The sequence below is a fragment of the Streptomyces sp. NPDC001709 genome (assembly GCF_053596375.1).
The window spans coordinates 1-13,127 of sequence record NZ_JBSFGB010000053.1 but is presented as its reverse complement, the minus strand read 5'-3'; the positions used below and the strand labels follow the sequence as shown (position 1 = coordinate 13,127).

5 protein-coding genes are annotated in these 13,127 nt (G+C 74.3%); all 5 read left to right on the top strand.

The window, feature by feature from the left end; genetic code table 11:
- Nucleotides 1-85 precede the first annotated feature (85 nt).
- The gene (locus ACWC0C_RS42775; RefSeq protein ID WP_450870152.1) at nt 86-2,380 is read left to right on the top strand and encodes an AAA family ATPase; all 2,295 of its coding nucleotides are present in this window, start codon (nt 86-88) and stop codon (nt 2,378-2,380) included.
- A gap of 371 nt (nt 2,381-2,751) precedes the next feature.
- Nucleotides 2,752-3,579, top strand: a complete 828-nt coding sequence (locus tag ACWC0C_RS42770) for a hypothetical protein (protein ID WP_449201464.1) — start codon at nt 2,752-2,754, stop codon at nt 3,577-3,579.
- Nucleotides 3,580-3,691: 112 nt separating this feature from the next.
- Complete coding sequence (locus tag ACWC0C_RS42765) at nt 3,692-6,835, top strand: non-ribosomal peptide synthetase (RefSeq protein ID WP_450870150.1); 3,144 nt, start codon at nt 3,692-3,694, stop codon at nt 6,833-6,835.
- A 49-nt stretch (nt 6,836-6,884) separates the two neighbouring features.
- Complete coding sequence (locus ACWC0C_RS42760; RefSeq protein WP_449201466.1) at nt 6,885-8,135, top strand: cytochrome P450 family protein; 1,251 nt, start codon at nt 6,885-6,887, stop codon at nt 8,133-8,135.
- A gap of 140 nt (nt 8,136-8,275) precedes the next feature.
- Nucleotides 8,276-13,127, top strand: a 4,852-nt coding sequence (locus tag ACWC0C_RS42755; protein WP_450870148.1) for a beta-ketoacyl synthase N-terminal-like domain-containing protein, incomplete at its 3' end; no start/stop codon positions are given.

Below are 13,127 nucleotides of genomic sequence, written 5' to 3'. Positions count from 1 at the left end.
TGGCCCCGAGATGATCACATCGGGGGATGAGATGGAGTCGGTACACACTCAGTCGATACACGCGCACGCGGGGCACACGCGCCCGGTGCACCGGCACAGGGAACTGCGCGCCCTGGCCGAGCTGTTCGCGGCCTGCCGCGAGGGCGAGGGAGTCGCCGTGCTGGTGCGCGGGGCGCCCGGCACCGGCAAGAGCGCGCTGCTGCGCGCGGTCCGCGAGGACGCGGCGTACCAGGGCGCGCAGGTGCTGACGGCGCTGGCCGCCCCCTCGGAGCGCGACGTCCCGTACAGCGTGGTGGGACAGTTGCTGGGCTGCGCCCAGGGCGCGTGGCTCCCCGGTGCCGGGATGTCGCTCGTGCCCGGGGCCGAACTGACGCGGGCCGTCGCCGAACTGGCCGCCGTCGCCCCGGTCGTGGTCTGCGTCGACAACCTCCCGTACGTCGACCAGGACACGGCCCGCTCGCTGCTCCATCTGGTCGGCCGGCTGGGTGCGCAGCCGGTTCTGGTGCTCCTGGCGGCCACCCAGCCCTCGCACGAACTCACCGGGCCACTGGCTGAGCTGGTGCACCACCCCCGGCTGACGCTGCTGGACCTGGGGCCGTTTACCGAGGAGGAGACTGCCGCTGCGCTCGCCGACTCCGCCGCCGACCCGGCCGCCTGGCACCGCGCCGCCGCGGGCAACCCCCGGCTGCTCGGAGCCCTCGCCGAGGACGCCGCGCGGCGCGGCGACGCCGTGCCGCGCCCGGGCCCCGCCTTCCGTACCGCCGTCGCCGCCCGGCTGCGCCGCGCCGACCCCGCCGCGCTGGCCGTCGCCCGTGCCGCCGCCGCGCTCGGCACCGCTGCCACCCCCGACCGGATCGCCGGGCTCGCCGGGGTGCCCGTCCACGCCGTGGCCCCGGCCCTCGACGGACTCGAGGCACTCGGACTCCCTGTGACGGGGCATCAGGTGGGGTCCGCGCTGGCGGACGCGCTCCTGGAAGGCACCGAGCCCGACGGGCTCGGTGCCCTGCACGCCGAGGCCGCCCGGCTGCTGCACCAGGACGGCGCCCCCGCCGCCGACGTGGCCCGCCAACTGGCCGCCGTGGCACCGGGCCCGGGCGCCCCCGTGCAGCCCTGGGCGGTACCCGTCCTCACCCGGGCCGCCGAGGGCGCCGAGCCCCGGCGGGCCGTGGCCTGGCTGCGGCTGGCCCACGCCCACAGCACCGGCCGCCGTGAACGCGCCCAGGTGCTCGTCGCCCTGGTGCGCCAGGAGTGGCGCGCCGACCCGGGCGCCGTGCTGCGGCGGCTGCCCGACCTGGAGCAGGCGCTGGCCGACGGGCTCCTGGAGCCCGGGCCCACCGAGCCCGCGCTGCGTGTGCTCGCCTGGCACGGCCGCGTCGACACCCTCGCCGCCGTGCTGTCCGCGCTCGGTGCCCACGACCCGGCCCGGGCCCGTCACCTGGCCGCCCAGCTCGCCGTCTTCTACCCGGAGTTCGGCGAATACGCGCAGGCAGGGGGCGGGGTCGTCGACGAGCTGCTCGGGCCGCGCCCGGGGGAGCGGTGCGCCGACGCCGCCGAGCGGGTGCTCCAGGGGCTGCTGCTCGACCCGCTGCCCCCACTGACCCCGGCGCTCACCGCGCTGTCCGTGCTGTACGCCGCCGGGCAGCCGGAGCAGGCCGCGCGGCGCTGTGCCGAACTCGTCGAGGCCGTGGCGCCGGGCCCGGTGGCGCCCCGGGCGGTCCTCGCCGCAGTGGCCGCCCAGCTCGACTGCGCCCTGGGCGACCACGAGCGGGCCGCCCGGCACGCCCGTACCGCGCTCGAGGCGATGGCGCCCGAGGGCTGGGGCGCGGCCTTCGGGCTGCCGCTGGCCGGGGCCGCGCTCGCCGCCACCGAACGGGGCGAGCACGCGACCGCCGAGGAACTGCTGCGCCGCCCGGTGCCCGAGGCGCTGCCCCGTACTGCCGCCGCGCCGCACTACCTCTACGCCCGTGGCCGCCACCACCTGGCCCGGGGCCACCACCACGCCGCGCTCGACGACTTCCGCGCCTGCGGCGCCCTGCTCGCGCGGATCCCGCTCGCCCTGCCCGGGCCGCTGCCGTGGCAGGAGTACGCGTCCGAGGCGGCCCGGGCCCTCGACAGCGGGGGACCGGGCGCCCGGGACGTCGCCGCGCTGGCCGTCCGGCTCAGCCGGGCCGAGCGGCGCGTGGCCCTGCTCGCGGCGGGCGGGGTCACCAACCGGGTCATCGCCGAGCGGCTGCGGGTGACCGCCAGCACCGTGGAACAGCACCTCACGCGGGTTTACCGGAAGCTCGGCCTGGGGCGGCGATCAGAACTGGCCGATCTCGTTCATCTGTTCGCACCGGAAACTCAAGATCCTTTGGAGAGTCGCTCGGCGGCCGGGTGACAACCGCTCCCGGCGCGCTCGGTCCACGGGCGCCCGGGCGGCGCCCCCTACTTTCCACTGCGCGGACGGGCGCGCATCGCATCCCCTTACCCGCCCGCCGCCTCGGCGTGTCCGGCTTCCGTGGTGTCCGTCCAGGTCAGCGGCGTACGAGTGGTTCACGTGTGTCCTGGGCCACATCAGAAGCTTGTCAGGAGTCGGTCGGCTGCCCGCCAAGCGCAGGTAAAAGGATCACCAAGCGCGGCCGGGAGCGGCCGGTGTCCCGGACACGCGGCGGTAGGGGGGTGCCAACTCGAATAGGGGGGAGGGAAATTCAGTCCGGGGCTACGCTGCGAATGCATTGACCACCGATGCCTCGTCGTGGGAGGACGAAAATGCCGGAGCTCAAGTCCTGGCGCGTAATTCACGAGGGAACGGGCGACGTCGTGCTCGCTGTCGACTACGACGTGACCGGACGCGCCGAAGCCCGATTCACGGACCTCGCCGCGCAGTTGACAGAAATCGCCGCGGGCCCCGTCCCGTCGATATGGGAAAGCGTCCAGCCGCCGCTCGGCACCGAAAGGGGAATGTCCGGAGCCGACTACGTCAAGCGCTGGTCCGCCGAACTCGCCGAGCACCGCCCCACGGTCCGCGCCGTGCTCGGCTACTGCGCCGGGGGCACCTTCGCCGCCGGGGTCGCCGACGAGGTCGCCCGCCTCCAGGGCAGCGCCCCGAAGCTGATCCTGGTCGACCCGGAGACACCGAACGACCAGACGCTGCGCTACCACTTCCACAAGGTCACCGGCGGCCTCGCCGCGGGCCTGGCCGCCGACAGCGTCGCCGAGGCCCAGGAAGCCGGGCGCGTGATCACCGAGAGCGGCAGGCCGCTCGGCGAGATGGCCACCGAGCTCACCGACCTGTTCCAGCGGCTCGTCCCGGTCGCCTTCGAGGCCGCGGGCCTGGACGACTTCCTCGCCGAAGAGCTCATCGAGACGTACGCCTCCTTCCTCACCTACCTCGTCGCCGCCACCGGCGTCGACCACCGGCCCGCCTGGCGGCACGCCACCGTCATCACCTCGCGCACCCCGCACAGCGGCCTCAACCCGCTGCCCGAGGATGAGCGCGCCTCGCTCGTCGCCGAGGAGATCCGCCTCGACGTCGAGCACGTCGACCTGCTGCGGACCCCCGCCGTGGCGCGCGCCGTCGCCGGCCTGCTGGCCTGAGCGTCCCGCACGGCCCCGGAAATCCCCGGGGAACCCAGGAAGTCGTCCGGGAATCCCCGGGAAACGCCCCGAGCACGCCCCCACCCAGTAATCCGAGGAAGCTGAATCTGTCATGTCGAGTTCTTCGAGTGAGTCGACGACCGCGGTCAGTCGCAAAGAGGAAGCGCTCTGGCTGCTGGAGAGACTGGTACCCGGAACCGGCGTCAACAACCTCTCCCTCGCGTTCCGGGTGGAAAACCCGCTCTCCATAACCCACTTGGAAAAGGCGATAACCTTCCTCGTCGAGCGCCACGCGATTCTCCGCACCGTTTTTCACGCCGACGAGACCGGAATGCGCAAGGCCGTCCTCGCGCCCGACGTGTTCCGCGTCCCGGTGGTCCCCGTCGCCGTTGAGGGGCCCGCCGCGCGCCTTGACGAAGAGCTGTCCCGGTTCGTCGCCCGCCCCTTCGCCCTGGACGGCACCCCGGTCCTGCGCGCCGGGTACTTCACCCACGCCGACGGCGATGTCTTCTGCCTCGCCGTGCACCACCTGGTCTTCGACACCAGCTCCGCGATCGTCCTCACCGGCGAACTCGCCGCAGCCTACGCCGCGTTCGCCGACGGCACCCCCCTGCCGGACGCGCTCACCGCACCCGCGCCCGTCGTCGAGGAGGCCCCCGCCTCCGACGCCTCCTTCGCCTTCTGGCGCGACCAGCTCGCCGGGGTGCGCCCGCAGGACCTGGAACTCGCCTACGGCAAGCCCGACCGCGGCGAGGCGCCCCGACTCGACGGCGGCCAGGTCACCCTCCCGCTGCCCGCCGACGCCGTGGCCACCGTGCGCCGCCTCACCCGCGAACTGCGCGCCCCCGAGGCCGTCGTGCTGCTCGCCGCCTACTCCCTGCTGCTCGCCGGGCACGGTGCCGGGCCGGACACCGTCATCGGCTCGCCCATCGACGTACGCCGCCCCGCCGAGCGCGGCGCCGTCGGCTACCACGTCAACGTCCTCCCGCTGCGCCTCGCCCACCGCCCCGAGGAGAGCTTCCGCCAGCTGGTCAAGCGCACCCGCGACACCTTCTTCGGCGCCCTCTCGCACAGCGACGTTCCCGTCGACCACCTGCTGTCCGAAATCCCCCGCTCCTCGTCCTCCTGGCGGCACACCCTCTTCCGGCACGTCTTCAACTACGTGCCGCAGAACGGGCCGAGCGAGTTCACCGTGGCCGGCACCCGCGCTTTCCCCGTCACCGTGGAGAACGGCGGCAGCAAGTTCGAGGTGGAGTTCTTCCTGCTGCCCGACGCCGACGGGATCACGCTGCGCCTGGTCTACGGCGAGCAGACGCTGGAGCGCTCCCACGCCGAGGCCCTCGCCGACCGCTACGGCGCTCTGCTCACCACCCTGGGCGAGGACCCCGACCGTGCCGTCGGCACCCTGGCCCAGCACGGACCCGCCGACCGCGCGCTGCTCGCCGCCGCCAACGCCACCGACGCCCCTGAGGGCCCCTCCGTCCTGGAGCACATCGCGGCCCGGGTCGCCGCCACGCCCGGCGACGTCGCCGTGGAGGACGGCGAACGCTGCGTCACCTACGGTCAGTTGTGGCACGCCGCCCGCCGCACCGAGCGCCTGCTGCGCGACACCGGCGTCGGCGAGGGCGGCCTGGTCGCCCTGCACGCCTCGCGCAGCCCCGAACTGGCCGCCGCCGTCCTCGGCACGTGGCTGGCCGGAGCCGCCTACGTGCCGCTCGACCCCGACCACCCGCGCCGGCGCGTGGAGTACCAGCTGTCCGACTCCGCGGTGCCCGTCGTCCTCACCGACCCCGCGGTGCCCGCGCCCGAGGCGCCCGGCCGCACCGTCCTGCCCGTCGTCCCGGTCACCGGTGACCCCGCGCCAGACGAGGCCCCGGACCCGTCCGCGTACCGTAGGGCCGCCCTCGAGCCCGCCTACCTGATCTACACCTCCGGCTCCACCGGACGCCCCAAGGGCACCGTCGTCGGCCACGGCGCGCTCGCCAACCTCATCGACCACTTCGCCGACGAACTGGCCGTCGAGCCCGGCACGGGCACCCTGTGGCTGACCACCTTCACCTTCGACATCTCCGCCCTGGAGCTGTTCCTGCCGCTCACCCGCGGCGGGCGCCTGGTCGTCGCCTCCGACGAGAGCCGCCTGGACGGCGCCGCCCTCGGCACGCTCCTGACCCACCACGACGTCCGCATCGTCCAGGCCACCCCCACCACCTGGCGCCTGGTCGCCGACGGCGCCGCCCCCGCGCTCGCCGGCCGGCACGTGCTGTGCGGCGGCGAGCCCATGCCCGTCCAGCTCGCCCGGCGCCTGCTCACCACCGGCTGCACCCTGCGCAACGTCTACGGCCCCACCGAGACCACCATCTGGTCGACCACCGCCGTGGTCACCGCCGACCGCATCGCCCCCGACGACACCACCGTCGAGGTAGGCCGCCCGCTGCGCAACACCCGTGTCTTCGTCGCCGCCCCCGACGGCGCCGAACTGCCCGTCGGCGTCCCAGGGGAGCTGTGCATCGCCGGAACCGGCGTCGCCCTGGGCTACCACGACCGCCCCGAGCTGACCGCCGAGCGCTTCGGCGACCACCCCGCGTACGGCCGCTTCTACCGCACCGGCGACACCGCCCGTTGGCGCGCCGACGGCCGCATCGAGGTCCTGGGCCGCAGTGACCGCCAGATCAAGCTGCGCGGCAACCGCATCGAGCTCGGCGAGGTCGAGTCCGTACTCGCCGACCACCCCGACCTCGCCACCGCGGCCGTCGTCGTAGCCGGGGACACCAGCGCCGACGGCGTCCTCGTCGCCTTCGTCCAGCCCCGCGCCACCGCGTCCGCCGAACTGGCCGACGCCCTCTGGGAGTACGCCCGCACCGCCCTGGTCGGCGCCGCCGTACCGCACCACTTCGAGGTCGTCGACGCGCTGCCCACCACCGCCAACGACAAGACGGACTACCCCGCTCTCGCGCGGCGCGCCCAGCAGTGGCACACCGCCGAATGCGACGCCGCCGCGGAGGCCCCCGCCGCCCGCGACAGCGACGACCCGCTCGTCCAGGAGATCGTCGAGTACTTCCGCGAACTGCTCGACGCCCCGGGCGCCGACGCCGGGACCAACTTCTTCACCAACGGCGGCCACTCGCTGCTCGCCGCCCAACTCGCCCAGCGGGTCAGCAAGTCCACCGGCACCCGGCTGCGCCTCAGCGAGATCTTCGCCGCCCCCACGCCCACCGAGCTGGCCGACACCGTGCGCGCCCGCCGCGCCGCCGCCTGAACCACGCCCCCGCCACCCCCGCCCACGACTCACCACGAGAGAGCACGCCATGCCGCAGACCACGACGCGCCACGAGGTCATCGAGCTCGACGACCACTTCATGCAGGACCCGCACTCCGTCTACGCCCGGCTCAACGAGCTGGGCCCGGTCCACCAGGTCAAGATCCCGCCGGGCGTCCCCGTCTGCGGCGGCCTCACCGTCTGGCTCGTCACCGGGTACGAAGAGGTGCGGAGCGCCCTCTCCGACCCCCGGCTGAGCACCGACCTGCGCAAGACCGAGGAACTGTTCGCCCGCAACCAGCCCGACTCCACCAAGCGCGGCGGCTTCTCCTCCACCCTCGCCAACCACATGCTCCACAACGACCCGCCGAACCACACCCGGCTGCGCAAGCTCGTCAACAAGGCCTTCACCAGCCGCGCCGTGGAACGCCTCGCCCCGCAGATCGAGCAGGTCTCCCACGAACTGCTCGACACCCTGCCGGAGAACGAGACCGTCGACCTGCTCGACCTGTTCGCCTTCCCCCTCACCTTCCGTATCATCTGCGCCCTGCTCGGCGTGCCCGAGGAGGACCAGGAGAACTTCAAGGAGTGGTCCAAGCAGCTGATCTCCGGCGGCTCCGCAGAGGTCGCCGCGGCCGCCTCCTCCACCATGCACACGTACCTCACCGAGCTCATCGCGCACAAGCGCCGCGAGCCCGCCGAGGACGTGCTGTCCGCGCTCGTCGAGGCGCGCGACGAGGATGACCGCCTGGCCGAGAACGAGCTCATCTCCATGGCGTTCCTGCTGATCATCGGCGCCCACGAGACCACCGCCAACACCGTCTCCAACGGCACCTTCCACCTGATGACCCACCTCGACCAGTGGCAGGCCCTGATCGACGACCGAGGCCTGCTGCCCGGTGCCGTCGAGGAGTTCCTGCGCCTGGAGAGCCCGCTCAAGCACGCCACCTTCCGGTGCGTCACCGAGCCCGTCACCATCGGCGACGTCGAACTGCCCGCAGGCGACTTCGTCCTCATCTCGCTGGCCGCCGCCAACCGGCACGCCGACCGCTTCGAGGGCGACACCCAGGAGCTGGACATCCGGCGCCCCACCAAGGGTCACGTCGCCTTCGGCCACGGCATCCACTACTGCCTGGGCGCGCCGCTCGCCCGGCTGGAGACCCAGCTCGCCTTCACCGCGCTGCTCGACCGCTACCCCGGCATGCGCCTGGCCGCCGACCCGTCCGAGCTGCGCTGGCGCACCAGCACCCTGATCCGCGGCCTGTTCGAGCTGCCGGTCCGCCTGGTGCCCGAGCAGTAACCCGCAGCAATCCGCCCGCGGGGCCCGTCGTCGCTCACCCGCACGCGACGCGGTGACGGGCCCCGGCGCCCGCCCGCGCCCTCCCCGACATCCCTCCCCCGACATCCCTGGCCAGCATCAAGAGTGGGGTCCCGTACGCCATGGTGAACAACGCCGCCAAGTCCGACCCGTCCGCCGCCTCCGAGCAGCAGCCGATCGCCGTCGTCGGACTCGCCTGCCGGCTGCCCGGCGCACCCGACCCGGCCTCCTTCTGGCAGCTGCTCCAGGACGGCCGCAGCGCCGTCGGCGAGGTCCCGGCCGACCGCTGGGGCGACGGGGGAGCCCTGCGCGACGTGATCCGCCACGGCGCCTACCTCGACCGCGTCGACACCTTCGACGCCGCCTTCTTCGGGATCTCCCCGCGCGAGGCCCGCGCCATGGACCCGCAGCAGCGCATGATGCTCGAACTGGCCTGGGAGGCCTTCGAGGACGCGGGCATCCTGCCCGAGCGAGCGACCGGCACCCGCACCGGCGTATTCGTCGGCGCCATCTGGGACGACTACGCCACGCTGCTCGCCCGCCAGGGCCTCGCCGCCGTCACCGAGCACTCGGTCACCGGCCTGCACCGCTCGATCATCGCCAACCGCGTCTCGTACGGACTCGACCTGCGCGGCCCCAGCCTCACCGTCGACACCGCCCAGTCCTCCGCGCTCGTCGCCGTCCACCTGGCCTGCGAGTCGCTGCGCAAGGGCGAGTCCGAGCTGGCGATCGCCGGGGGTGTCAACCTCAACATCGTGCCCGAGAGCACCCTGGGTGCCGCCAGGTTCGGCGGGCTCTCGCCCGACGGGCGCTGCTTCACCTTCGACGCCCGCGCCAACGGCTACGTACGCGGAGAGGGCGGCGGCGCCGTCCTACTCAAGCCGCTCGCCGCCGCCCTCGCCGACGGCGACCGGGTCCTGTGCGTCATCCGCGGCAGCGCCGTCAACAACGACGGCACCACCGACGGCCTCACCGTCCCCAACCCCGAGGCCCAGCAGGCCGTTCTGCGCGCCGCCTACGGCCACGCGGGCGTCGACCCGGCCGACGTGCAGTACCTCGAACTGCACGGCACCGGCACCAAGGTCGGCGACCCCGTCGAGGCCGCCGCCGCGGGCGCCGTCCTCGGCACCGCGCCCGGCCGCCGCGCCCCGCTTGCCGTCGGCTCCGCCAAGACCAACGTCGGCCACCTCGAAGGCGCCGCGGGCATCGTCGGCCTGCTGAAGGTCGCCCTCGCCCTGCGGCACGGCCAGATCCCTGCCAGCCTCAACTACGAGACCCCCAACCCGGCCATCCCCCTCGACGACCTCGGCCTGCGCGTGCAGACCGCGCCGGCCGACTGGCCCGAGGACCGGGGCCCCCGCCTCGCGGGCGTCTCCTCCTTCGGCATGGGCGGCACCAACTGCCACGTCGTCCTCGAAGCCGCCCCGCGGCCCGAGCCCCGCCCCGAGGCCGCCGCCCCCGCACTCCCCGTCGCCTGGCCGGTGTCCGGAAGGTCCCACAAGGCCCTGCGTGCCCAGGCCGCCCGCCTCCTCGCCCACGTCGAGGCGCGCCCCGAGCTGCGCCCGGCCGACCTCGGGCTCTCGCTCGCCACCACCCGTACCGCCTTCGCCCACCGCGCCGCCGCCGTCGGCCGCGACCGCGCCGGACTCCTGCGCGCGCTCAGCGCGTTGGCGTCCGGCGACAACGCGCCCGGCGCCGTCGAGACGGACACCGCCGCCGTGCCCGGCGGCAGGACGGCCTTCCTGTTCACCGGCCAGGGCGCCCAGCGCCCCGGCATGGGCCGCGAGCTGTACGAGGCGTTCCCCGTGTTCGCCGCCGCCTTCGACGAGATATGCGCGCACGTCGAACTCCCGCTCAAGGACATCGTGTTCGGAGAGGGTGAGGGCGAAGGCGACAGCGACGCCGTGCACCGCACCGAGCACACCCAGCCCGCCCTGTTCGCCTTCGAGGTCGCCCTGTACCGCCTCGTCGAATCCCTCGGCGTACGCCCCGACTTCGTGGCCGGGCACTCCATCGGCGAGATCGCCGCCGCCCACGTCGCGGGCGTCCTCACTCTCCCCGACGCCTGTACCCTGGTCAGCGCGCGAGGCCGCCTCATGGGCGCCCTGCCCACCGGCGGCGCCATGGTCTCCATCCAGGCGTCCGAGGACGAAGTCCGCCCGCTGCTGGGGGAGTCCACCGGCATCGCCGCCGTCAACGGCCCCCGCTCCGTCGTCGTCTCCGGCGACGAGGAGCAGGTTCTCGCCGTCGCCGCCCGCCTCGCCGGGCAGGGCCGCAAGACCAAGCGCCTCACCGTCTCGCACGCGTTCCACTCGCCGCTGATGGAACCGATGCTCGCCGAGTTCGGCGAGATCGCCGCCTCGCTTTCGTACGCCCCCGAGCGCATCCCCATGCCACCCGCCCTGGACGGCACCCGCGACGCCGCCCACTGGGTGCGCCACGTGCGCGACGCCGTCCGCTTCGCCGACGACGTCCGTCACCTCGCCGACCAGGGCGTCGACACCTTCCTGGAGATCGGGCCCGGCGCCGTGCTGACTGCCATGGCCCGCGAGACCCTGCCCGACGCCCGCCTCGTCCCCGCCCAGCGCAAGGGCCTCGCCGAGGACACCGCCGTCCTCACGGCCCTCACCGAACTCCACGCCCACGGCGTGTCGGTGGACTGGAACGCGTATTACGCGCCCCTCGGCGCCGCCCGCGTCGACCTGCCCACCTACGCCTTCCAGCGCGAGCGGTACTGGGTCGAGGAGTCGACCGGCATACCCACCGGCCGGGCCCCCGCCACCGCCGGCACCCCCGATGCGGAGACCGGCGCCGCCGCCGACGAGCGTCCCGGCGCCCGCTACACCGCCCTCGGCGATGACGAAGCTCACCGCGCCCTGGTCCAGCTCGTCCGCAGCCGCGCCGCCGCCGCCCTCGGCCACGACGACACCGACGGCGTCACCCCCGGGCTCCCCTTCAAGGAACTCGGCTTCGACTCCCACATGTCGATGGAGCTGTGCGCCGCCCTCCGGCGCGCCACCGGCGTGCCCCTGCCCGCCAGCTCCCTCTACGACTACCCCAGCCCCGAGGTCCTGGCCCGCCACCTGCTGACCGAGCTGCGCGGCGAGAGCGGCGCCGCGCCGCTGCCCGTCGCCGCCACCACCGCGGGCGACGAGGACCCGATCGCGATCGTCGCCATGGCTTGCCGTTTCCCCGGTGGCGTCCGCACCCCCGAGCAGCTGTGGCAGCTCGTCGCCGACGGCGGCGACGCCGTCACCGGCTTCCCCGAGGACCGCGGCTGGGACGTCGAGGGCCTGTACGACCCCGACCCGGAGCAGCACGGCAAGACGTACACCAGGCACGGTGGCTTCCTGCACGACGCCGCCGAGTTCGACGCGGGCTTCTTCGGCATCTCGCCGCGCGAGGCCCTGGTCATGGACCCGCAGCAGCGCCTGCTCCTGGAGACCTCCTGGGAGGCCCTGGAGCGTGCGGGCATCGACCCCCGCACCCTGCGCGGCGCCCCCGCCGGAGTCTTCGTCGGCGCCACCGCCCAGGACTACGGCCCGCGCCTGCACGAGGCCGAGGAGGGCTACGAGGGCTACGTCCTGACCGGCACCACCGGCAGCGTCGCCTCCGGCCGCATCGCCTACACCCTGGGCCTGGAGGGCCCGGCCGTCACCATCGACACCGCCTGCTCCTCCTCCCTGGTCGCCCTGCACATGGCCGCCCAGTCCCTGCGCTCCGGCGAGTGCTCCCTCGCCCTCGCGGGCGGCGCGGCCGTGATGGCCAACCCGGGCATGTTCGTGGAGTTCTCGCGCCAGCGCGGGCTCGCCGAGGACGGCCGCTGCAAGGCGTTCGCGGACGGCGCCGACGGCACCGGCTGGGGCGAGGGCGTGGGCATGGTGCTCCTGGAGCGCTTGTCCGACGCCGAGCGCAACGGCCACCAGGTCCTCGCGGTCGTCCGGGGCTCCGCCGTCAACCAGGATGGCGCCTCCAATGGCCTGACCGCCCCGAATGGCCCGTCCCAGCAGCGGGTGATCCGTCAGGCGCTCGCGAGTGCGGGCCTGGCGGCGGCGGATGTGGACGCGGTGGAGGCGCACGGGACCGGTACCAGGCTGGGTGACCCGATCGAGGCGCAGGCGCTGCTCGCCACGTACGGGCAGGGCCGCGAGGACCGCGAGCCGCTGTGGCTGGGGTCGCTCAAGTCCAACATCGGTCACACCCAGGCCGCCGCCGGTGTGGGCGGCCTGATCAAGATGGTCAAGGCCATGGAGCACGGCGTGCTCCCGAAGACCCTGCACGTGGACGAGCCGTCCCGGCACGTGGACTGGGAGGCGGGCGCGGTCGAGCTGCTGACCGAGGAGCGGGAGTGGCCCGAGACCGGTCGCCCGCGCCGCGCGGGCATCTCCTCCTTCGGCGTCAGCGGTACGAACGCCCACCTGATCGTGGAGCAGGCAACGCAAGCCCCGAATCCGGGGTCGGGTGACAGCGGACCGGCCCCGGGCGTGGTGCCGTGGCTCGTGTCGGCCCGGACGCCCGAGGCCCTGCGCGCTCAGGCCGAGACCCTGCTCGCGTACGCCGAGGCGCACCCGCAGCTGGAGCCGGCCGAGGTCGGCGCCGCGCTGGCCACCTCCCGTACCGCGTTCGAGGAGCGCGCCGTCGTCGTCGGCACCGATCGCGACGAACTCCTCGCCGGACTCGCCGCGTTGGCGAGCGACGACGTCACGGCGTCGCTGGTGCGCGGCACGGCCACGGCCGACGGCCCGACAGCCCTGGTGTTCCCGGGGCAGGGGACGCAGTGGGTGGGTATGGGTGCCCGGCTGCTGGAGGAGTCGCCGGTGTTCAAGGCCCGCATCGAGGAGTGTGCGGCGGCGCTGGCGCCGTTCGTGGACTTCGATGTGGTGGAGGTGCTGCGTGCGGGCCGGGAGCTGGACCGGGTTGATGTGATCCAGCCGGTGACGTGGGCGGTGATGGTGTCGCTGGCCGAGGTGTGGC